19 protein-coding genes and 1 pseudogene are annotated in these 20,801 nt (G+C 66.6%); 10 read left to right on the forward strand and 10 right to left on the reverse strand.

Annotated elements, in window-relative coordinates; genetic code table 11:
- The first annotated feature begins 1 nt into the window (after position 1).
- Genes ACSSV8_RS12185 through ACSSV8_RS12205 form a run of 5 tightly spaced genes read left to right on the forward strand, consistent with a single transcriptional unit; the run spans position 2 to position 4,419 of the window.
- Positions 2 to 568 carry a TRAP transporter small permease subunit gene (locus ACSSV8_RS12185; RefSeq protein WP_454282617.1) on the forward strand — a complete coding sequence of 189 codons (567 nt, stop codon included), beginning with the start codon at positions 2 to 4 and terminating at the stop codon, positions 566 to 568.
- Positions 565 to 1,848 (forward strand): TRAP transporter large permease, encoded by a 1,284-nt coding sequence (locus ACSSV8_RS12190; protein ID WP_454282618.1) that lies wholly within the window; start codon positions 565 to 567, stop codon positions 1,846 to 1,848. Before ACSSV8_RS12185 ends, ACSSV8_RS12190 begins: the two co-directional genes overlap by 4 nt.
- Positions 1,849 to 1,882: 34 nt before the next feature.
- The gene (locus ACSSV8_RS12195; RefSeq protein ID WP_454282619.1) at positions 1,883 to 2,632 is read left to right on the forward strand and encodes a 5-oxoprolinase subunit B family protein; all 750 of its coding nucleotides are present in this window, start codon (positions 1,883 to 1,885) and stop codon (positions 2,630 to 2,632) included.
- Positions 2,629 to 3,642 carry a 5-oxoprolinase subunit C family protein gene (locus ACSSV8_RS12200; protein ID WP_454282620.1) on the forward strand — a complete coding sequence of 338 codons (1,014 nt, stop codon included), beginning with the start codon at positions 2,629 to 2,631 and terminating at the stop codon, positions 3,640 to 3,642. Before ACSSV8_RS12195 ends, ACSSV8_RS12200 begins: the two co-directional genes overlap by 4 nt.
- Before the next feature lie 3 nt (positions 3,643 to 3,645).
- Positions 3,646 to 4,419, forward strand: coding sequence for a LamB/YcsF family protein (locus ACSSV8_RS12205; protein WP_454282621.1), 774 nt, complete (start codon positions 3,646 to 3,648; stop codon positions 4,417 to 4,419).
- Positions 4,420 to 4,479: 60 nt separating this feature from the next.
- Here the strand turns inward: ACSSV8_RS12205 and ACSSV8_RS12210 are convergent, their stop codons facing one another.
- The 10 genes from ACSSV8_RS12210 to ACSSV8_RS12255 all read right to left on the reverse strand — a co-directional run bounded on the left by ACSSV8_RS12210 (position 4,480) and on the right by ACSSV8_RS12255 (position 13,686).
- A complete protein-coding gene (locus ACSSV8_RS12210; protein WP_454282622.1) occupies positions 4,480 to 5,712 on the reverse strand; it encodes an MFS transporter in 1,233 nt (410 codons plus the stop codon).
- A gap of 73 nt (positions 5,713 to 5,785) precedes the next feature.
- A complete protein-coding gene (locus ACSSV8_RS12215; protein ID WP_454282623.1) occupies positions 5,786 to 6,718 on the reverse strand; it encodes a hypothetical protein in 933 nt (310 codons plus the stop codon).
- The gene (locus ACSSV8_RS12220) at positions 6,715 to 7,245 is read right to left on the reverse strand and encodes a winged helix DNA-binding protein (protein WP_454282624.1); all 531 of its coding nucleotides are present in this window, start codon (positions 7,243 to 7,245) and stop codon (positions 6,715 to 6,717) included. Before ACSSV8_RS12220 ends, ACSSV8_RS12215 begins: the two co-directional genes overlap by 4 nt.
- A complete protein-coding gene (locus ACSSV8_RS12225) occupies positions 7,215 to 8,519 on the reverse strand; it encodes a TRAP transporter large permease (protein ID WP_354538560.1) in 1,305 nt (434 codons plus the stop codon). Before ACSSV8_RS12225 ends, ACSSV8_RS12220 begins: the two co-directional genes overlap by 31 nt.
- Positions 8,509 to 9,069, reverse strand: coding sequence for a TRAP transporter small permease (locus ACSSV8_RS12230; RefSeq protein ID WP_354538561.1), 561 nt, complete (start codon positions 9,067 to 9,069; stop codon positions 8,509 to 8,511). Before ACSSV8_RS12230 ends, ACSSV8_RS12225 begins: the two co-directional genes overlap by 11 nt.
- A gap of 63 nt (positions 9,070 to 9,132) precedes the next feature.
- Positions 9,133 to 10,107 carry a TRAP transporter substrate-binding protein gene (locus tag ACSSV8_RS12235; protein WP_354538562.1) on the reverse strand — a complete coding sequence of 325 codons (975 nt, stop codon included), beginning with the start codon at positions 10,105 to 10,107 and terminating at the stop codon, positions 9,133 to 9,135.
- A 113-nt stretch (positions 10,108 to 10,220) separates the two neighbouring features.
- Positions 10,221 to 11,270 carry a permease gene (locus ACSSV8_RS12240; RefSeq protein WP_454282625.1) on the reverse strand — a complete coding sequence of 350 codons (1,050 nt, stop codon included), beginning with the start codon at positions 11,268 to 11,270 and terminating at the stop codon, positions 10,221 to 10,223.
- 41 nt (positions 11,271 to 11,311) lie between these two features.
- Positions 11,312 to 11,629: an ArsR/SmtB family transcription factor gene (locus tag ACSSV8_RS12245; RefSeq protein WP_454282626.1), complete on the reverse strand. Its 318-nt coding sequence runs from the start codon at positions 11,627 to 11,629 to the stop codon at positions 11,312 to 11,314.
- Between the two features lie 30 nt (positions 11,630 to 11,659).
- Positions 11,660 to 12,493 (reverse strand): FAS1-like dehydratase domain-containing protein, encoded by an 834-nt coding sequence (locus ACSSV8_RS12250; protein WP_454282627.1) that lies wholly within the window; start codon positions 12,491 to 12,493, stop codon positions 11,660 to 11,662.
- A gap of 8 nt (positions 12,494 to 12,501) precedes the next feature.
- Positions 12,502 to 13,686, reverse strand: a complete 1,185-nt coding sequence (locus tag ACSSV8_RS12255; protein WP_354538565.1) for an acyl-CoA dehydrogenase family protein — start codon at positions 13,684 to 13,686, stop codon at positions 12,502 to 12,504.
- Between the two features lie 134 nt (positions 13,687 to 13,820).
- On the opposite strand from ACSSV8_RS12255, the gene ACSSV8_RS12260 reads away from it, so the two are divergent.
- The 5 genes and pseudogenes from ACSSV8_RS12260 to urtB all read left to right on the forward strand — a co-directional run bounded on the left by ACSSV8_RS12260 (position 13,821) and on the right by urtB (position 20,636).
- Complete coding sequence (locus ACSSV8_RS12260; RefSeq protein ID WP_454282628.1) at positions 13,821 to 14,945, forward strand: CaiB/BaiF CoA transferase family protein; 1,125 nt, start codon at positions 13,821 to 13,823, stop codon at positions 14,943 to 14,945.
- A gap of 166 nt (positions 14,946 to 15,111) precedes the next feature.
- A complete protein-coding gene (locus tag ACSSV8_RS12265) occupies positions 15,112 to 16,023 on the forward strand; it encodes a 3-keto-5-aminohexanoate cleavage protein (protein WP_454282629.1) in 912 nt (303 codons plus the stop codon).
- Positions 16,020 to 16,961 (forward strand): annotated as a pseudogene (locus ACSSV8_RS12270) (3-hydroxyacyl-CoA dehydrogenase NAD-binding domain-containing protein); the annotation flags it as partial. The gene ACSSV8_RS12265 and the pseudogene ACSSV8_RS12270, both read left to right, overlap by 4 nt.
- Positions 16,962 to 17,332: 371 nt before the next feature.
- Positions 17,333 to 18,613: an urea ABC transporter substrate-binding protein gene (gene urtA / locus ACSSV8_RS12275; RefSeq protein ID WP_454282630.1), complete on the forward strand. Its 1,281-nt coding sequence runs from the start codon at positions 17,333 to 17,335 to the stop codon at positions 18,611 to 18,613.
- Positions 18,614 to 18,680: 67 nt separating this feature from the next.
- On the forward strand, positions 18,681 to 20,636 hold the full coding sequence (gene urtB, locus ACSSV8_RS12280; protein ID WP_454282631.1) for an urea ABC transporter permease subunit UrtB: 1,956 nt from the start codon (positions 18,681 to 18,683) through the stop codon (positions 20,634 to 20,636).
- The last annotated feature ends 165 nt before the right edge of the window (positions 20,637 to 20,801 follow it).

Here is a 20,801-nt window from a genome sequence, read left to right on the forward strand (position 1 = left end):
CATGACCGGCGCGGCGACACAGGCCGAGGCGTTGCTGTTGGTGCTGCGCCGGATCAACCGCGTGGTGGCGGTGCTGGTGGGCGCGGGCCTTCTGGCCTGCGCCGCGCTGGTGCTTTTGGATGTTGCGCTGCGCCGGGTTCATGCCTCGTTCGGCGGCACCGACGAGATCAGCGGCTATGTCATGGCCATCGCCACCGCCTGGGGCATGGGCTACGCGCTGATGGAGCTGGGCCATGTGCGCATCGACATCCTGCGCACGCGCGGCGGCGCGGCGGTGCGCGCGCTGTTCGACCTTTTTGCATTGATGGTTCTGGCTGGCACGGTGAGCCTTGTGGCGATCCAGGCCTGGCCGGTGGTGGCGCGCTCGCTGGCCAACTCGTCCCGCGCCAACACGCCGCTGGAGACGCCGCTTGCGCTGGTGCAATTGCCGTGGTTCGCGGGCTGGGTCTGGTTCGCGCTGATGGCGTGGCTCACCTTTCTTGCCGCGCTCGTGCTGGTGGTGCAGGGCCGTTTCGACGCCGCCGACCGCGCTATCGGCGTGGTGGGTGAAGGGGAGGCCGTGCAATGATCTCTTACGCGGTTTTCGGCCTTCTGGGCCTCTTGAGCCTGTCCATCCCGGTGGGGATCGTGCTGTTCCTCCTGGGCTTTGGCCTCGATATTTTCTTCACGCCCTTCCCGCTGATGCGGGGGCTTGGCAACCTCGTCTGGTCCACGTCGAACAACCCCACGCTGATCGCGATTCCGTTCTTCGTGCTCCTGGGTGAAATCCTCGTGCGCTCGGGCATCGCCACGCGCACCTATGCGGCGCTCGATCATTGGGTAAGCTGGCTGCCCGGTGGCCTTGTCCATGCCAATGTGGCCACGGCGACGATGTTCTCGGCCACATCCGGCTCATCGGTGGCCACCGCCGCGACCGTGGCCACCGTGGCCATGCCGCAGGCGGAAAAGCTGGGTTATGACCCGCGCCTCTTTTCGGGGGCCATCGCGGCGGGGGGCACGCTGGGCATCATGATCCCGCCCTCGATCAACCTCATCGTTTACGGTTTCCTCACCCAAAGCTCGATCCCCAAGCTGTTTCTGGCGGGGCTCATTCCCGGTATCGGGCTGGCGCTCGCCTTCATGCTCGTCACCGTGCTTATCTGCCTCGTGCGCCCCGATCTGGGCGGCACGCGGCGCGTGTTTCCGTTCGTGCAGATGATGCGGGCCTTGGTGCAGCTTATCCCCATCCTGCTCCTCTTCGCCGCGATCATCGGCTCGATCTACAAGGGCTGGGCCACGCCCACGGAGGCCGCCTCCGTTGGTGTCGCGGGCGCGCTTATCATCGCCGCGCTTTTCGGCACGGTGAACGGCAGCGTGCTGGGCCAGAGCCTGCTGGGCACGGTCAAGATCACCGCGATGATCATGCTGGTGGTGATCGGCGCATCGTTCCTGAACTTCACCCTCGCCGCCGCCGGTCTGGGGCGCGAGTTGCAGACGATGCTGGGCGGTCTTGGCCTGTCGCCCCTGGGCACGATCCTTGTCATCGTTCTCATCTATATCGTGCTGGGGTTTTTCATCGAGACGCTGTCGCTGATGGTGGTGACCATCCCCATCGTGGTGCCGCTGGTGGTGGCGCAGGGTTTTGACCCGATCTGGTTCGGCATCCTGATGATCGTGCTGATCGAGATGGCGCTGATCACGCCGCCTGTGGGCCTCAACCTCTATGTGGTGCAGGGCGCGCGGCAGGGAGGGCGCATGTCCGAGGTGATGGTGGGCGCGGCCCCCTATGCCGCGACCATGCTGGCGATGGCGGGGCTGCTCATCGCCTTTCCGCAGATCGCGCTGTTTTTGCCGAACGCGGTGCAGTAGACCGGACTGCGGCAGGACCAAGGACGCAAACGACGTGACCGATACCGTTCCCCAAGGCACATTCCCCCGCATCGGGCGGGTCGGCCTCGATGGCTTGCTGGTGTCGTTCGGCGACCGGCTGTCGGAGGCAGGCAACCGCGCGGCGCTCGCGTTTCGCGCGGCGGTGGAGCGGGCAAGCCCCGAGGGGGTGGAGGAAACCGCCACCTCGCTGGTCTCGGTGTTTTTGCGGCTCGATGCGCTCCATACCGACCCCGCCACCGTGGCGCGCGAGATGCAAACCCTGCTCGACAGCCGCGACTGGTATGCCGAGGCCCTGCCCGAGGGCCGCCGCCTGTGGCGCATCCCGACCGTTTACGGCACCGATCTTGCCCCGCAACTCTCTGAGGCCGCAGGCGAGGCGGGGCTTTCGCCCGAGGCCGCCGCAACCGAGATCGCCACCACCCGCGTGCGCGTGCAGACCATCGGTTTCGCCCCCGGCCAGCCATACTTGGGCGAGTTGCCCGCGCATTGGAACATCCCCCGCCAGCAGGCGCTCACCGAGCGTGTTCCGGTCGGCGCGCTGGTGGTGGCAATCCGCCAAGTGGTGCTGTTCTCGGTCTCGACGCCCACCGGCTGGCGGCATGTCGGGCAGACCGCGTTTCGCCTGTTTCGCCCCGAGGCCGAAGAGCCTTTCGTGCTGCGCCCCGGTGACGAGGTGATTTTCGACGCCGTGGCGCGCGATCAATTTGAGCGCCTGCGCGAAAGCGGCCCCGATGGCGGTGCCACGTTCGAGGCGATCCGATGAGCCGCGCGCTGATCGTGCATCAGGCCGGTCCGGGCGTGACCGTGCAGGATCTGGGACGGCCCGGCTACCTCGCCTATGGCCTGTCGCGCGGCGGGGCGGCGGACCGGCTGGCGATCTTTGAGGGCGCGGCGCTGCTGGGCCAGGACCCGGCGCTGGCGGCGCTGGAAATGGCCGGGATGGGCGGCACGTTCACAGCCTCCGAGGACATGCGCATCGCGCTCACCGGCGCGCCCATGCGGGCAAGCATCGACGGCGCGCCGCTGACGTGGAACGCCTCGCACCTTCTGCCCGCAGGCGCGCGGCTCACCATCGGCCCGGCCACCGCTGGGGTCTATGGCTACCTGCATGTCGGCGGCGGCATCGCCACGCCGGACATCCTCGGCGCGCGCTCCGCCCATCTTGCCGCCGGGATAGGCCGCGCGCTCAAGGCGGACGACACCCTGCCAATAGGCCCGGACCGGGGGCAGGAGACCGGCCTTGTCCTCGACCCCGAGGACCGCTTCTCGGGTGGCGAGGTTCGGGTAGTGGCGGGGTATCAGACACCCATGTTCCCCGAGGACGAGGTGACGCGCTTCGAGTGCACCCGCTTTACCCGCGACGCGCGCGGCAACCGCATGGGCGTGCGCCTTGCCCCCGATGGCGCGGGCTTTGCCGCCCGCGCGGGCCTCACCGTGCTGTCCGAGGCGATCGTGCCGGGCGATATCCAGATCACCGGCGACGGCGCGCCTTTTGTCCTGATGGCAGAATGCCAGACCACGGGGGGCTATCCCCGCATCGGCGCGGTGCTGCCCTGCGACCTGCCGCGCGTGGCGCAGGCCGCCCCCGGCACCGCGCTGCGCCTGCGCTTCGTGCCCCCCGATGAGGCGCTGGCCGCCGAGCGCCGCGCCGCCGAGGCGCGCAAGACCCTGCGCCGCCGCATCACGCCTCTGGTGCGCGATCCCCACGACATCCGCGATCTTCTGTCCTATCAACTCATCAGCGGCGCGATTGCCGGCAACGAGGAGGAATGAGCCATGCAAGCCACCGTCGATCTCAACGCCGATATGGGCGAGAGCTTTGGTCCCTGGAAGATGGGCGATGATGCCGCGCTGCTCGATGTGGTAAGTTCCGCCAACATCGCCTGCGGCTTTCACGCGGGCGACCCGGATGTGATGGCCGCGACCATGGCGCGCGCGGTGGCGGGCGGTGTCGGCATCGGCGCGCATCCCGGCCTCAACGACCTTCAGGGCTTTGGCCGCAACCGCATGGACGTGCCCCATGCCACGCTGGCCAATCAGGTGCGCTATCAGCTTGGCGCGGCGCAAGGGATGGCGCGGGCGGCGGGAGGGGCAGTGCGGCACCTCAAGCTGCACGGCGCGCTGGCCAACATGGCGTCGGAGGACGAGGGCCTTGCGCGGGCCTGCTACGAGGCCGCGCTTTCGGTCGCGCCCGAGATCATCGTGATGGTGCTCGCGGGCACGGCGCAGGAAAAAGCGGCGCGGTCCTTGGGCGCGCGCATGGCCTGCGAGATATTCGCCGACCGGGCCTACAATGCCGATTGCACGCTGGTGGACCGCAGGCAACCCGGCGCGGTGATCCATGACGCGGCCCATGCCGCCGCGCGCATTCTCGGGATGCTGCGGGCGGGTGCGATCATCGCCGAGGATGGCACCCATATCCCCACGCGGATCGACACGATCTGCCTGCACGGCGACACGCCCGAGGCGGTGCAGATCGCCCGCGCCTTGCGCGCGGGGCTGGAGGCCGCAGGCGTGCTCGTGGCGCAGTTCGACGGCGCGCGCGGCTGAAGCAATTTCAGGAAAAGCCGATAGACTTTTCCGGTTCGAAATTGCGCCACATCAAACGCTTCAGGCGGCGACCAGCCGCCGCTCCTTGATCGGCAGGTGCACGATGGCCGAGAAGGCCCCCACGCCAACCCCGATCCACCACACCAGCGTGTAATCGCCCGTCACATCGTAAAGCCGCCCGCCCAGCCACACGCCCATGAAACTGCCCAACTGGTGCGAGAAGAACACGATGCCGTAGAGTGTGCCCATGTAGCGCAATCCGTAAAGATGCGCGACAAGCCCCGAGGTCAGCGGCACCGTCGCCAGCCAGAGCGAGCCCATGGCCACCGAGAAGAGGAGCACTGTGCCCGGTGTGATCGGCGTCAGCATGAAGGCGGCGGCAACGAATGTGCGCGCGGTATAGATCCCCGCCAGCAGGTATTTCTTGGAATACCGGTTGCCCAGCCACCCGGCCATCAGCGTGCCGCCGATATTGGCCAGACCGATGAGCGAGATCGCCACCGCGCCAAGCGCCGAGGTGGTGGTGATGCCCATGCCGTGCAGCACGCCGCCGGGCAGGATCGGGCCGCACATCTCTGTCACGAGCGCGGGGAAATGCGCGGTGATGAAGGCAAGCTGATAGCCGCAACTGAAAAACCCGAGGAAAATCAGCGTATAGGACGGGTCTCGAAACGCTTTCCTGAGGATCGTGCCCATGGACTCTTCAAGTTCCCCGCGGCTCACCGGCGCGGGCGTGCGCATCAGCGGCAGCATCACCAGAACCGCAAGGATGGTGGCGGCAAAGACCAGAAACACGCTCTGCCAGCTCAGGAATCCCAGCATCCATTCGGCCAGGGGCGCGCCGAACACCTGCCCCGCCGAACCGGCTGCGGTGGCGATGGCAAGGCTCATCGAGCGGTTTTCGTCCGAGCTGGCCCGCCCGACCACGGCAAGGATCACGCCAAAGCCGGTGCCCGCGATGCCGAACCCCACCAGCACCTCGTAAAGCTGGTGCGCCTCTGGCGAGACGGCAAAGGACGACAGCACAAGCCCCGCGGCATAGACGATCGCGCCGAGGATGATCGCACGCCGGTCGCCCACCTTCTCGGCCATGGCACCAAAGATCGGCTGGCCGATGCCCCAGGCAAGGTTCTGGATGGCGATGGCCAGCGAGAATTCCGCGCGCGGCCAGTTGAATTCCTCGGCAATCGGGATCTGGAACACGCCAAAGGAGGCGCGGATCGCGAAGGAGACAAGAACGATGATGCAGCCTGCAATCAGAACAGGTGTGATCAGGGGGGCGGATTTCTGCATTGGGTCCTCGCGCGTCAGACGGCGCACCCTACGCCATGGCGCGGCGGCGTCAATTGAGCCAATGTGTTGTCGGCTATGACGTGGCTGCAAGCCTGCGGATCACCGGGGCCATGATGAGCGGCGTGAGATACATCGGCACCTGATAAAGCCCGATGAAGAGCAGGAGCGCGGCGGCGGTCTCGGGGGGCAAGGCACCCAGAAACAGCGCCAGATTGCGATTGCCCGCGATGATGGCAAGCGCCGGGGCATCGCGCGGCACGCGGTGGCGCGTGAGCAGAAGGGCCGCCCCCTGTGCCCCGAAATTGAGAGCGAAGACCACGCCGAGCGTGATCCAGAAGGCAGGTGTTACGGCCAGGAGCGCAGGCCCCACCGCCGACATCAGCCCTACCACCACCGCCGCCATGGCAAGCGTGGTAAGCCCGTCCACCGCGCCCTGTCCCTCTGACCCGCGCAGCCACGGCAGGCGCGCGCGCAAGAGCACCCCCGCCCCGCCCGCCAGCACGATCACGACCAGCAGGCGCAAGGCGGCCTCGACCACCACCAGAGGTGCGCCAAAGACCGGCAGGAGCCAGAACACCGGCAGCACCGTCAGCGGCAAGAGCGCCGTGCCAAGCACCAGTTGCCGCAGCGCCGGGGTCGGGTCTCCGCCCGCGAGGATGGTGAGGCCCGGACTGCCGGTCAGCGGTGGCGCGGCCAGCACCAGCACAAGACCGATGCCTAGCACCGTGCCAGAGGCCCCGAGCGCCCAGAGCAAAAGGATCGCCACAACCGGCAGGGCAAGCTGCATCAGAAGCGTGATCGCCAGATAGCGCGGCAGGCTGTGGCGTCCCGGAAAGGCCGCGCGCAGATCGACCCGCAGCGCGGCGAGAAAGAGAAGCAATGCAATCATCGGAAAGATGAACGGGGCAAGCGCCTCGGCCAGGGGCGGGGCGAGAACGCCAAGCCCCAGCCCCAGCACCAGCATCAGCCGCCCGTGACGCGCCAAGCACGCAAGACCACCGATCATAGCGCCGCCGCGCCGCGCGCCGCCTGATCGTAGCTGCCCGAAAGCGTGCGCAGCAGGGCGGCAAGGCGCGACATCTCGGCCCGGTCAAGGCCAAGCTGCTGCACCGAGCGCACCAGAAGCCGCTCGCGCACCTGCCCGTAGCGCGTGCAATACTCGGCCCCGGCGGGTGTGACCGTCACGGTCTTTTCCTTGCCCTTGCGCCCGGTCTCGACCAGCCCGTGCGCCGCGAGCTTCTTGACGGCGTAGCTGACGATATGGGTGTCCTCGATATTCAGCACGAGGCAGATATCGGCAAGGCTCTTGGGCCGGGCGCGGTGGTGGACAAGATGCACCACCAGCACCTCGAGCGGCGCCAGCCCCGGCATCCCGGCGGCGGTCATGCAGCGCGACATCCAGCGTTGAAAGGCGTTGTTCGCCATGGTCAGGGCAAACTCCATCTCCGACAGTTCCGGCAGACCGGACTTCGCCAGATGCGCCGAAGAGACGACCGGGCCGCCTATCGCGCGAGCATCGTTTGCGGGATCCATAGCGCGATCTCCGGGAAGAGGGTGAGAATGGCGGTGGCCAGCACCAAGAGGAGGAAGAACGGAAAGGCATAGCGCGCGATCTCGAATATCCCGCGCCCGGTGATGGATTGCAGCACGAAAAGGTTGAAGCCCACGGGCGGCGTGATCTGGCTCATCTCCACCACAAGAACAAGGAAGATGCCGAACCAGATCGGGTCAATCCCGGCGGCCAGCACCATGGGCAGAATGACCGAGGTTGTCAGCACCACAATGGAAATCCCGTCAAGGAACATGCCCAGCACGATGAAGAACACCACCAATGCGGCCAGCAGCGCATTGGCCGAATAGCCCTGCTCGCCGATCCACGCCGCGAGCGCGCGGGGGATGCCGGTATAGCCCATGGCCACCGTCAGGAAGGCCGCGCCGACAAGGATAAAGGCGATCATGCAGGTGGTGATCGTGGCCCCGCGCAGCGCGCCCCATGTCGCGGCCCAGTCAAGCGAGCCGCCAAGACCTGACAGGATCAGCGCGCCCAGAACGCCCACCACCGCCGCCTCGGTCGGCGAGGCGAGACCCGCATAGATCGAGCCGATCACCGCAACGATCAGCAGGATCGTCGGCCCCAGAAGCATCACCGCGCGCAGCTTTTCCGCCCATGTCGTCACCGGTTCCGCCGCAGGCATCCGGCTCCGGTTCATCAGCGCCCAGATCATCGTATAGCCCGAAAAGAGCGCCGCCAGCAGAATTCCCGGCCCGATCCCGGCCAGAAACAGCCGCGCGATGCTCTGCTCGGTCGCAGCCCCGTAGACGATGAGGATGATCGAGGGCGGGATGAGAAAGCCGAAGGTGCCTGATCCCGCCAGTGTGCCGATGATCATGCGCTGATCATAGCCGCGCCGGGTGAGTTCGGGCACCGACATGCGCCCCACCGTCGCCGTGGTGGCCGCCGACGAGCCGGAAACGGCGGCAAACAGCGCACAGCCGAAGATGTTGGCATGAAGCAGCCGCCCCGGCAGGCGCGTCGTCAGCGGCGCCAGCCCCGAGAACATGTCCGACGACAGCCGCGAGCGGAACAGGATCTCGCCCATCCAGATGAACATCGGCAGCGCGGTCAGGTCCCAGATATTGAGCGCGCCCCAGACCTTGGTGGCAAAGACCAGTTCCACCGGGGCCGAGGAGGCGATGAGCATCGCCGCCAGCCCCACCGCAATCAGCGCGAAGCCCACCCAGAGGCCAAGCGCGAGGCAGCCAAAGAGGATTGCCACAAGGATGAGCGAGAGCGTTTCAATGCCCATCGGTGCCGCCCTTCGCGTCTTCCGCGCGCTGATAGGCCGGGGCCTCGCCGAGCAGAAGCGTCACCAACTCGTCAAGGAGCGCCAGTGCCAGCAGGGCCAGCCCCGCCACCAGCACCGTCTGCGGCACCCAGAGCGGAAATTTGGCCATGCCGAAAGAGACCGCGTTGAAGGACCACGAATCCCAAGCCTGAAGCGCCGCGCTATAAAGCGCGAAGCCGCACAGCCCGAGCGCCGCCAGAAGCGCCAGCGCCGCCACGCCGCGCGCCAGCGGCGCGGGCAGCGCGCCCACCAGCATGGTGACCCGGACATGGCCGCCCGTGCGCAAGGTGCCCGCCAGCGCCAGAAAGGCCGCGCCGACGAAAAGAAACCCGCCAAGTTCCGACAGCGACGTGATGGCGATGCCCGCCGGTTCATGCCCCATCGCGATCAGGCTGCGATCAATCACGCGGCCCGCGACCTGCACCATCACCAACACGGCAATCGCCACCAGCGCCAGCGCCGCCAGCACCAGACCCCCGCTGTAAAGGCGGTCGAGCGTCCTGCGCAGCATGGCAAGGCTCCTTTGTTGGGAAATCCGGGCGGGCGGGGTTCATCCCCGCCCGCGATGCGCCGCTCAGTTGCGGGCGTAGGAGTCCAGGATCAGCGCACCCTCGGGGCCTGCCGATTTTTTCCATTCCTCGGTCATGGTCGCGCCGATCTCGCGCAGTTGCGCAGCCAGTTGGCCGGAGGGCTGATGCACCTGCATCCCGTTCTCCTTGAGCGTGGCGATCTTGGTCTCGGTCTCGGCCACGGACATTTCCCAGCCGCGCAATTCCGCCTCGGCTGCCGCCTCGAAAACCGCGTCCTGCTGATCTTCGGGCAGCGCCTCGAAGGCGCGGGTGTTGACGAACACCATGTTCTTGGGCAGCCAGGCCTGCGTGTCGATGTAATGGCCGACGAAATCCCAGGCCTGCGACGACACGCCGGTCGAGGGCGAAGTGATCATCGCCGCGATCCGCGAGGTGGAAAAGGCGGTCGGGATATCGCCCGCCTCGACCGTGGTCGGCACCGCGCCCATGAGCTGTGCCAGCCGCTCGGTGGCGGTGTTGTAGGCGCGGAAATTGACGCCCTGAAGCTGCGCGGTCGAGGTCACTTCCTCGGTGACATAAAGGCTCTGACCCGGCCACGGCACGGCAAAGAGCAGCGTCAGCCCCTGCTCGGCCAGCTTGGCGGCGATCTGGTTGCGTGACGCCTCCCAGAGCCGTGCCGCGTCGGCATAGCTCGCGGCGAGGAAGGGCACCGAATCGACGCCGAAAATGGCGTCCTCATTGGCCAGTTGCGACATCAGGATCTCGCCGATGGGCGCAAGGCCGCGCCGCACCGAATCGCGGATCTCGGGATGCGCAAAAAGCGATCCCGCCGAATGGACGGTGATGGTCAATGCGCCCTCGGTGGCGCTGGCCACATCCTCGGCGAATTGGGCTATGTTCTGGGTGTGAAAGACCGAATCGCCATAGGGCGTGGGCATGTCCCAATTGGTCTGGGCGCTTGCCGCGCCCGCGCCAAGGGCGATGGCCCCGCTGAGGGCCAAGGTGAAAAGATGTTTCATTCTATCGTCTCCCAAGTGGATAAACCGGCCGGTTGTTGCCCCGGTTGACGAAAGCCTGACGCCTCACTGACAATTTGTCAACAAATTGTCCATGTCGGCCTGTGTCGGTCGGCTCAGGCGGCTTGCCAGACCTGAAAGAGCACGCCCGAAGCAAAGGCCCCGACGAGCGACAGCACCAGATAAAGCACGAAGACCCGCGGTTTCACCAGCGCCCAGACCGCGATGGCCGCAGGCAGCGAGGTCACACCACCCGCCACCAGAAAGGCCAGACCGGCGCCGGGGGCCATGCCCTGCGCCACCAGTCCGCCCACCAGCGGCAGCGCGGCATAACCGTTGAGATAGGCGGGCACGCCGATCAGCGTGCCAAGCGCGATGGGGCCAAGCCCGGTGCCGCCCAGCACGCCGGTGATCGTCTCGGCGGGGATAAAGGCCAGCATCAGGCTTTCAAGGACAAAGGCCAGCGTCAGCCATTTGAGCAGGAACAGTGTCACATTGAGCGCCTCGCGTCCGAATTTCGCGCGCCGTTCCGGCGCGGCCCAGAAGCGCCAGACAACAGGCTTGGGCGCGCGCAGCTTGGCACCGCCGCAACCGCCATTGCCGATCCCCTCGCGCAGCGGATCCGACAGGCCCCCGGCACGCGCCAGCAGATGCACGACCCAGCCCCCCAGCAGGCCAAGCCCGATCGCCGCCAGCATCTTGGCCACGGCGAATTCCAGCCCCAGCACGCCCGTGGTCAGCACGAACATCGACGGATCCATCACCGGCGACGCGAGCCAGAACGCCATCACCGCCGAGAGTGGCACACCCATGGCCAGAAGCGCCGCGATGAGCGGGATCACCCCGCAGGAGCAGAAGGGCGAGAGCGCACCGGCAAGCGCCGCGAGCGTGATCATCACCACCGGGGCGCCGGTAAAGGCGCGCGCGATCAGGTTGTCGGCCCCGGTGGCCGTGGCCCAGGCGGCAATCGCGATGGAGAGGATCAGGAACGGCCCGGTGCTGCCCAGCGCATCGAGGGTAAAGCGCAGCGTCGCCCCGGCCTGCGCCCGGTCGGTGATGGCCAGGACCGCAAGGATCAGCAGGGTCACAAGCCAGACACGTTCCTTGTGCCACAGGCGGCGCAAGACTGCGGGCAGGCGCGATTGCGGAAGGCTGGCCTCTGTCATATCCATATCCCTAAGATTTTCGTTGTATTATGGTAAAAAACTCAGGCTGCGTCGTCATTCCTCGCCAGCGTCACGCCCACGCAGCATTCGGAGGTGAGAAAATCCAGCATTTGGCGCATTGCCGCGTAATCCACGCGGTTCAGCACGGCGCGCCCCTGCCGCTCCTGCACCACGAGCCCGGCATCGACCAGCGCCGAGAGGTGATGCGCGAGCGTCGAGGGGGCCTGATCCAGATGCTGCCCGATCTCGCCCACGATCAACCCCTCCTCGCCCGCGCGCACCAGAAGGCGAAAGATCGCAAGGCGTGTGTCATGGCCAAGGGCAGCAAGGGCGCGGGCGGTGGGGCTTGTGAGGCTCATGACTCGAAAATAACCACATCGCTAGTTATGTCAATCCATTTCTGCCTGTGCGGTCATGGTCGCCACCCCGTCTGTTCCCCGTCGCACGCGCAGATCCAGACCGCCCTTGCTCTCACGCGCCTCGATCACCACCGCCGCACCGCAGATCAGCGGGCTGAGGCCGCGATAGGTGAAGCGCGCGGGCAGGCGACCCGCGCGATGGGTGGCGAGATTCATCATCCATACCGCCTGCAACGGCCCGTGAACCACAAGGCCCTCATAGCCTTCCACCTGCGTGGCATAGGGATGGTCATAATGGATACGGTGGCCGTTGAAGGTGAGCGCGGAGAAGCGGAAGAGCAGCGCGGGATCGGGGGTGATCTGCCACGCGGTCGCACCGGGCCAGTCCTCGGCGCGCGGGGGCGTCACGACCGCGCCGGGTTTGGGATCCTCGCGGTAGACGATGTCCTGCCGCTCGTCCAGGCGCAGCGTCCCCGCGACACGATAGGCATGGCGCAGGGTGACAAAGCCGAGCGGCCCGCTGCGCCCCTCCTTGAACGTGACATCCTCGATGGTGGTCTCGCGCGTCACCACATCGCCGGGGGCGAAGGGGGCGTGAAACACCACCTCGCCCCCCGCCCACATCCGGCGCGGCAGCGGCAGGGCGGGCAGGAACAGCCCCGGCTTGGGGTGGCAATCGCGGCCCAGAAGGTCAGGCGTCACCGCGTCGGGCGAAAGGCACCAGTGCAGGCCCGCGGGCACAGGGGCCTCGGCGGCCTCTGCCAGCGTGCCCGCCAGCGTCACGCGGAAATGGTCGATCAGCCGGTCGGTGATCGGCTCTTGCCGGGTGAAGCCATGCCCGATCCAGCCCGTATAGTCGTCCATGCTCCCTCCTATCCGGTCCGTCCCGCCCCGTAGGATTTGGGCAGGCCCAGCACCTGTTCGGCTATGTAGCAGAGAATGAGATTGGTAGAGATCGGCGCAATCTGGTAAAGCCGCGCCTCGCGCCATTTGCGCTCCACATCATATTCCTCGGCAAAGGCAAAGCCGCCATGGGTCTGCATACAGGCCTCGCCCGCCTCCCAGCTTGCCTCGGATGCGAGCAACTTGGCGGTATTGGCCTCGACTCCGGGGTTTTCGCCTGCGTCATACATCGCCGCCGCGCGGTAGACGATGGCCTCGGCGGCCATCAGATGCGCCTGCGCGCGTGCCAGCGGGAACTGAACGCCCTGATTGGCGCCGATGGGCTCGCCGAACACCACCCGCTCGCGGGCATAGCCAGCACCTTTTTCCAGGAACCACTTGGCGTCGCCGATGCATTCGGCCGCAATCAGGATACGCTCGGCATTCATGCCCGACAGGATATAGCGAAAGCCGCGCCCCGCCTCGCCGATGAGGCTGTCGGCGGGGATGCGCAGGTTGTCGAAAAAGACCTCGGTCGTGGCGTGGTTGATCATCGTGCGGATCGGGCGGATGTCGATGCCGTTGCCGAGCCTGCCGCGCAGATCGACCAGAAAGACCGACAGGCCGTCGGTGCGCGATTGCGCCTCTTCGCGCGGCGTGGTGCGGGCCAGAAGGATCATCAGGTCGGACTGTTCCGCGCGCGAGGTCCAGATCTTCTGGCCGTTGATGACATAGTCATCGCCGTCGCGCCGCGCCGTTGTCTTCAGCGCCAGCGTATCGGTGCCGCTGGTCGGTTCGGTCACGCCGAAGGCTTGCAGGCGCAGGGAACCATCCGCGATGCCCGGCAGATACGCCGCCTTCTGCGCTTGCGACCCGTGCCGCAAGAGCGTGCCCATCGTATACATCTGCGCGTGACAGGCGGCGGCGTTGCAGCCAGAGCGGTGGATTTCCTCGAGGATCACGGCGGCGGCGGTCAGGGGCAGGCCAGAGCCGCCGTAGTCCTCCGGGATCATCGCCGCCAGATAGCCCTCGGCGATGAGCGCGCCCACGAATTCGCCCGGATAGGCGCGGCGCGCATCCAGATCGCGCCAATATGCACCGGGGAAGCGCGCGCAAACCTTGGCCACGCCCTCACGGATATCGGCAAACTCGGAGGTCGGATCGAAAACGGTCATGGTGTGCCCCCTGTCCTTGCCACCGGATACCTTGCAGGTTTTGCGCCCAAGGGAAATACGCGTCGCGCGAAACCGGGCTTTCCCCCGCCATGCGGAACAGGCATGTTCGGCTGCGACACCCAAGGAGCCTGCCCATGCCCGATGATCTGTCCGGTCTGCTTGTCGTCTCGGTCGAACAGGCGGTGGCCGCGCCCTATTGCTCGGGGCGTCTGGCCGAGGCGGGCGCGCGCGTGATCAAGGTGGAGCGCCCGGAGGGCGATTTCGCGCGCGGCTATGATAGTCTTGTCCATGGCGAGAGTGCCTATTTCGTCTGGCTGAACCGGGGCAAGGAATCGATCTGTCTTGACCTGCGGAACCTGACCGACCGCGCGTTGATGGAGCGGATGCTGGCCCGCGCGGATATCTTCATCCAGAACCTGGCACCGGGGGCCATTGACCGGCTGGGATTTGCGCCTGACCGGCTCCGCGCCGAGCATCCGCGCCTCATCACCGTGTCGATCTCGGGCTATGGCGAGGACGGGCCGCTGGCGGATCTCAAGGCCTATGACCTCTTGGTGCAGGCCGAGACGGGCCTCTCGTCCATCACCGGAAATGAGCATGGCCCCGCCCGCACCGGCGTGTCGGTCTGCGATATCGCGGCGGGGATGACGGCCTATCAGGCGGTGCTGGAGGCATTGATCGGACGTGCCACGACCGGCGAGGGGCGGCATATCGCGGTGTCGCTCTTTCACGCGCTCGCCGACTGGATGAACGTGCCCTATCTGCAATATGCCTATGGCGGCAAGGTGCCGCCGCGCGCGGGCCTCAATCATCCCACCATCGCGCCTTACGGCGTCTACGAGGGCAGCGATGGCAAATCCGTGCTGATCTCGATCCAGAACGAGCGGGAATGGGCCACCTTCTGCGAGGTGATCCTGGACGATGCCGCGCTTGCCCGCGATCCACGCTTTGACAGCAACTCGAACCGCGTCGCCAATCGCACGGCGCTCGATGCGATCCTGCGCCCGGTCTTTGGCGCCCTGCCGCGCGACACCATGGCCGAGCGGTTGCGCGCGGCCCGCATCGCCTATGGCCGGGTGAGCGATCTGGCGGATTTGCACACCCATCCCCAGGCCCGCCATGTCACGGTTGAGACGCCTGGCGGCCCGGTGCGGATGCTGGCGCCCGGCGCGCTCATCGACAACAGGCCCGCCACGTCTGGTCCGGTGCCGGAGCTGGGCGCGCATTCAGATGCCTTGCGCGCGGAGTTCGGAGCCTGACCCATCAATCGCCGCGTGATCAAACTGCCATCGGGCCACGGCGACGGAACAGGTGGCGGCCTTGGCCAAATTGGGCTTATATCTGGCGGTATATGACAAGTCCGACGCCGCGCTCAGGGTAAAGTCGGACACAGAACCCGCGAGAGTTGCCCCGGAAGGAGACGCCATGCCCCTGACCATGACCAGAGAGGTTTTCATCACCTGCGCCGTCACCGGTTCGGGTGCCACGCAGGACCGCAGCCCGCATGTGCCGCGCAGCCCGCAAGAGATCGCCGAGAGCGCCATCGACGCGGCGAAGGCGGGCGCGGCCATCGTGCATTGCCATGTGCGCGACCCCGAGAGCGGCGCGCCGTCGCGCAGGCTCGACCTTTACCGCGAGGTGACGGAGCGCATCCGCGCCGCTGAGGTGGATGTGGTGCTCAACCTCACGGCCGGGATGGGGGGCGATCTGGTCTTTGGTCCGCCCGATGCACCGCTGCCGCTGCGCGAAACGGGCACCGACATGATCGGGGCCGAGGCGCGCGTCGCCCATATCGCCGCCTGCCTGCCCGAGATCTGCACGCTCGATTGCGGCACGATGAATTTCGCCGAGGCCGACTATGTGATGACCAACACGCCCGGCATGTTGCGCGCCATGGGACGGATGATGACCGAACTGGGCGTGAAGCCCGAGATCGAGGCGTTTGACACCGGGCATCTGTGGTTTTCCAAGGAGCTGGTGCGCGAGGGCGTGCTGGAGGCCCCCGCGCTGGTGCAACTTTGCATGGGCGTGCCCTGGGGCGCGCCGGATGACCTCAATACCTTCCTGGCGATGGTCAATAATGTGCCCGACGACTGGACCTTTTCGGCCTTCTCATTGGGCCGCAACCAGATGGCCTATGCTGCCGCCGCCGTTCTCGCGGGCGGCCATGTGCGGGTGGGGCTGGAGGACAATCTCTGGCTCGAAAAGGGCGTGCTGGCGACCAACGCGCAACTAGTCGAACGCGCGGTGGGCATCGTCGAGGGCATGGGCGCGCGGGTGATGGGGCCGCAAGAGGTGCGCACGAAGCTGGGCCTTGTGAAGCGGGCCCCGAAATGAGCCGCGCCGCGATCATCGGCGGCGGCGTCATCGGCGGCGGCTGGGCTGCACGGTTTCTGCTGAATGGCTGGGATGTGGCGGTGTTCGACCCCGACCCGGAGGCCGCGCGCAAGATCGGCGCGGTGCTCGACAATGCCCGCCGCGCGCTGCCGACACTTTATGACCGGGCGTTGCCGCCCGAGGGGCACCTGAGCTATTGCACCGATCTTGCCGAGGCAGTGGCCGGGGCGGACTGGGTGCAGGAGAGCGTGCCCGAGCGGCTCGACCTCAAGCACCGCGTGCTGGCGCAGATCATGGCCGAAGCACCCGAGCGGGCGATCCTCGGCTCGTCCACCTCGGGCTTCAAACCCTCGCAACTGAACGCAGAGGGCGCGCGCGCCATCGTCGCGCATCCCTTCAACCCGGTTTACCTTCTGCCGCTGGTCGAGCTTGTCGGCGCGCCCGAGACCTGCACCCGCGCCGCCGATACGCTGCGGGCGCTGGGCATGTTCCCCCTCACGCTGCGCAAGGAAATCGACGCCCACATCGCCGACCGCTTTCTCGAGGCGGTCTGGCGCGAGGCGCTCTGGCTGGTCAAGGACGGCATCGCCACGACCGAAGAGATCGACGAGGCGATCCGCATGGGCTTTGGCCTGCGCTGGGCGCAAATGGGCCTGTTCGAGACCTACCGCATCGCCGGAGGCGAGGCCGGGATGCGCCATTTCCTCGATCAGTTCGGCCCGGCGCTGCAATGGCCCTGGACGCGGCTGATGGATGTGCCCGAGTATGACGACGCGCTGGTGGATCTCATCGCCGGACAGTCGGACGCGCAATCGGGCCATATGGCCATCCGCGACCTGGAGCGGCTGCGCGATGACAACCTTGTCGCGATGATGCGCGCGCTCAAGCAGACCGGCAGTGGCGCGGGCGGTGTGATCCTCGGCCATGAGGCCACGTTGCCGCAGTCTTCGGACGAGGGTTGAGCGCGGCCAACCGCCTCTTTTGATCCCGCTGAGGCCGGTGCCGTCCGCCATGCGGTGGCGCGGCCAAATACTTTGCATGTGCAGAAAAGCGGCACGACGCACGCGCCGCGATGAAATTCGCGGCAGTGGTGCCCGGATGACCGCGGAATCTTGCGCACACCGTGGCAGGACCGGCAGACGCGCGCTTTTGTGACAGCGCTCGCCACCTCGCGCGCCTCTCCTTCGGTCGGAACCGATAGCGGAGCGTTGCCGACGGACGACACAACCGTGATGCTGCCAAGCACGCCAGACATGGTCACCCGGTCTGGATGACGCCTGCGCAGCCCTGACAAGGGAGTCGCAAGACCATGAAAAAGACCCTGCTGGCCGGATTGGCCACCTCTACCGCGCTCTTCGCCGCTCCGGCGCTGGCGCAGGATTGTCCCATCAAGGTGGGCGTGCTGCACTCGCTGTCGGGGACGATGGCAATCTCGGAGACCACGCTCAAGGATACCGTGCTGATGCTTGTCGATCAGCAGAATGCCAAGGGCGGGCTTCTGGGCTGCGAGATCGAGGCGGTGGTGGTCGATCCCGCCTCCGATTGGCCGCTCTTTGCCGAGAAGGCGCGCGAATTGCTGACCGTGAGCAATGTTGACGTGATCTTCGGGTCCTGGACCTCTGTCAGCCGCAAGTCGGCGCTTCCGGTGCTGGAGGAATTGAACGGGCTGATGTTCTACCCCGTGCAATACGAGGGCGAGGAATCGTCAAAGAACGTGTTCTACACCGGGGCCGCGCCCAATCAGCAGGCGATCCCGGCGGTGGATTACTTTCTCGAGGAACTGGGCGTCGAGAGCTTCGCGCTTCTGGGCACCGACTATGTCTATCCCCGCACCACCAACAATATTCTCGATTCCTACCTGAAATCCAAGGGCATCGCCGCCGAGGATATCTTTGTCAACTACACCCCCTTCGGCCATTCCGACTGGGCGACCATCGTCGGCGATGTCGTGGCGCTCGGCGCGGGGGGCAAGAAGGTGGGCGTGATCTCGACCATCAACGGCGATGCCAATATCGGCTTTTACAAGGAACTGGCCGCCGCCGGCGTCAGCGCCGACGATATCCCCGTCGTCGCCTTTTCCGTGGGCGAGGAGGAGCTGTCGGGCCTCGACACGACCGAACTGGTCGGTCATCTCGCGGCGTGGAACTATTTCATGTCCGCGGACACGCCTGAAAACGCCGCCTTCATCGAGGCGTGGCACGCGTTCATCGGCGATACGAACCGCGTCACCAACGACCCGATGGAGGCGCATTACATCGGTTTCAACATGTGGGTGAATGCCGTGACCGAGGCGGGCACGACAGATGTTGACGCCGTGCGCGCGGCGATGTGGGGGCAGGAATTTCCCAACCTGACCGGCGGCATGTCGGTGATGAATGCCAACCACCATCTGTCGAAGCCGGTGCTGATCGGCGAGATCCGCGCCGATGGGCAATTCGACATCATCAGCCAGACCGAAGAGGTGCCGGGCGACGCCTGGACCGATTTCCTGCCCGAAAGCGCGGTGCTGAAAAGCGACTGGCAAGATCTGAACTGCGGCATGTTCAACACGGAGACAAGCACCTGCATTCAGGTGACCTCGAACTACTGACCCGCTGCGGCCCGGGCGGCTCCGGCCGCCCGGCCCTCCCATTTCCCTGACATGACCGGATCGCCCCATGCGCCCTGATTCCTTGCGCGCCTTTGTCCATGCGCTCGCCTTGCTGCTGGTCCTGCTGATACCGGGCACGGGCCATGCCCAGACGCCTTTGCAACCGCTCCTGCAAGAGCACCGCGCGGCGATCGCCACCCCCTCGCGCGGCACGGCTGGCGCGATGGTGGCGGCGCTCCTGACCTCCGGCCATCCCGAGGCGCCGGCATTTCTGCGCCGCTGGCAGGATCGTGGTGTCGTGGAGCGGCGCGCGGACGGGATCTTTCTCTACAGCGACGATGCGGGCGGGCTGACAGAGATCGACGGGGGCATGACGGTAACGGGCCTGACAAGCCGGGATGTGTCACCGATCCGGCCCAATGCGGGTGTGCGTGCCGTCGTTGCCGCTGCACTGGTGCCGTTCGAATTGTCAGACGCCGACCCCGACCGCCGCCGCGCGGCACTCGATGCCATTGCCCGCAGCCCCGAGGCGGGGCAGATCGCGCCGCTTGCAGCATCGCTCGACGGCGAGGCGGATGCAGGCCTGCGCGCGCGCAAGGCGCGGCTTCTCACGCTGCTCACCGCGCAGTTCGGCCCGGATCGCGCAGACCGGCTTGCGGCGATAGAGAGCCTTGCAGGCGACACCGCCATAGAGGCGCGCGCCGTTCTCAACCAGGTCGCCGCCCGGGTGCCCGGCGTGGCGGCAGTGCTGCCCGAGGGGGTCAATATCGCGCGGGTGCTCGAGGTGGGTGCGGACCTGACCGAGACCGAGGCGCATGACCGGCTTGTGGCCGCGCGCCTGGCACCCCCCCGCCCCACCGCGAAGGACCTGCGCGACGCGCTCGGCGCGCATATCGAGGGCGGTCGCGTGGGCGGCATTCCCCTGCACCGGCTCGACACACAGGCGATGCGCCTGCGCGCCTACGAGACGCTGGAGGCGGCGGGCCGCGTGCCGCCCCGCGCTGGTCCGGCGGAGGTAACGCAGGCGGTGGCGGCTCATGTGTTCTTCGAGGCCTATTCCGAACCCGATCCCGACATGACCGCCGCCGCCGAGGATGCTCTTTCTGCCACCACCCGTCAGATCGCGCTCTATCAGGGGGTCGACCTGATCCTTGACGGTCTGTCGCTGGCGTCGATCTTCTTTCTTGCCGCCATCGGGCTGGCCATCACATTCGGCGTCATGGGCGTGATCAACATGGCCCATGGCGAATTCATCATGATGGGGGCCTATACCGGCTATGTGGTGCAGCTTTTCATCCCCGACTACACGCTGAGCCTCCTTGTCGCCCTGCCGCTGGCCTTCGCCGTGACCTTTGGTGCGGGGGTGGCGATGGAGCGGCTGGTGATCCGCCACCTTTACACCCGCCCGCTGGAAACGCTGCTGGCGACCTTCGGCATCTCCATTGCCCTGCAACAACTGGCCAAGAACATCTTTGGCACACAGGCCCGGCCGCTGACCGCGCCCGACTGGCTGAGCGGGGCGCTCAGCTACAACGACATCGTCGGCATTTCCTCGATCCGGGTGGCGATCTTCGTGCTGGCGCTCCTGTTCCTCGCGCTGCTTCTCTACCTTCTCAAGCGCACGCGGCTGGGGCTCGAGGTGCGCGCCGTCACGCAAAACCCCGGCATGGCGGCCTCGATGGGGATCAACCCCGACCGCATCAACATGCTGACCTTCGGCCTTGGCTCGGGCATCGCGGGCATCGCGGGCGTGGCCATCGGGCTTTATGCGCAGGTCACATCCGAGATGGGCGCGAATTACATCGTGCAAAGCTTCATGACCGTGGTGGTGGGCGGTGTCGGCAATGTCTGGGGCACGCTGGCCGGGGCGTCGATGATCGGCTTCCTGCAAAAGGGGATCGAATGGGTCTACCCGTCGAACACGCTGGCCGCGCAGACCTACATGATCCTCTTCATCATCCTTTTCATCCAGTTCCGGCCCAAGGGCATCGTCGCCCTCAAGGGTCGGGCCGCGGGGGACTGATCCATGACCGTTGTTTCTTCTGGCTCCAAATATCCTGGGGGAGCGCGAGGGGGTGACACCCCCTCGCACGGCTAGGCGATTCACACATTTCGGAGCCTCCATCCGTGGGCGAGGGATTTGAAGTATTGGAGCCCGTGGCGGAAGGTGATTGGGCCGGGCGGTTTG

The organism is Roseovarius sp. MBR-79 (genome assembly GCF_053628555.1).

Coding starts and splice junctions, on each gene's coding strand:
- ACSSV8_RS12185 (WP_454282617.1), top strand. CDS start 2: ATGACCGGCGCGGCGACACAGGCCGAGGCGTTGCTGTTGGTGCTGCGC.
- ACSSV8_RS12190 (WP_454282618.1), top strand. CDS start 565: ATGATCTCTTACGCGGTTTTCGGCCTTCTGGGCCTCTTGAGCCTGTCC.
- ACSSV8_RS12200 (WP_454282620.1), top strand. CDS start 2,629: ATGAGCCGCGCGCTGATCGTGCATCAGGCCGGTCCGGGCGTGACCGTG.
- ACSSV8_RS12205 (WP_454282621.1), top strand. CDS start 3,646: ATGCAAGCCACCGTCGATCTCAACGCCGATATGGGCGAGAGCTTTGGT.
- ACSSV8_RS12210 (WP_454282622.1), bottom strand. CDS start 5,712: ATGCAGAAATCCGCCCCCCTGATCACACCTGTTCTGATTGCAGGCTGC.
- ACSSV8_RS12215 (WP_454282623.1), bottom strand. CDS start 6,718: ATGATCGGTGGTCTTGCGTGCTTGGCGCGTCACGGGCGGCTGATGCTG.
- ACSSV8_RS12220 (WP_454282624.1), bottom strand. CDS start 7,245: ATGGATCCCGCAAACGATGCTCGCGCGATAGGCGGCCCGGTCGTCTCT.
- ACSSV8_RS12225 (WP_354538560.1), bottom strand. CDS start 8,519: ATGGGCATTGAAACGCTCTCGCTCATCCTTGTGGCAATCCTCTTTGGC.
- ACSSV8_RS12230 (WP_354538561.1), bottom strand. CDS start 9,069: ATGCTGCGCAGGACGCTCGACCGCCTTTACAGCGGGGGTCTGGTGCTG.
- ACSSV8_RS12235 (WP_354538562.1), bottom strand. CDS start 10,107: ATGAAACATCTTTTCACCTTGGCCCTCAGCGGGGCCATCGCCCTTGGC.
- ACSSV8_RS12240 (WP_454282625.1), bottom strand. CDS start 11,270: ATGACAGAGGCCAGCCTTCCGCAATCGCGCCTGCCCGCAGTCTTGCGC.
- ACSSV8_RS12245 (WP_454282626.1), bottom strand. CDS start 11,629: ATGAGCCTCACAAGCCCCACCGCCCGCGCCCTTGCTGCCCTTGGCCAT.
- ACSSV8_RS12250 (WP_454282627.1), bottom strand. CDS start 12,493: ATGGACGACTATACGGGCTGGATCGGGCATGGCTTCACCCGGCAAGAG.
- ACSSV8_RS12255 (WP_354538565.1), bottom strand. CDS start 13,686: ATGACCGTTTTCGATCCGACCTCCGAGTTTGCCGATATCCGTGAGGGC.
- ACSSV8_RS12260 (WP_454282628.1), top strand. CDS start 13,821: ATGCCCGATGATCTGTCCGGTCTGCTTGTCGTCTCGGTCGAACAGGCG.
- ACSSV8_RS12265 (WP_454282629.1), top strand. CDS start 15,112: ATGCCCCTGACCATGACCAGAGAGGTTTTCATCACCTGCGCCGTCACC.
- urtA (WP_454282630.1), top strand. CDS start 17,333: ATGAAAAAGACCCTGCTGGCCGGATTGGCCACCTCTACCGCGCTCTTC.
- urtB (WP_454282631.1), top strand. CDS start 18,681: ATGCGCCCTGATTCCTTGCGCGCCTTTGTCCATGCGCTCGCCTTGCTG.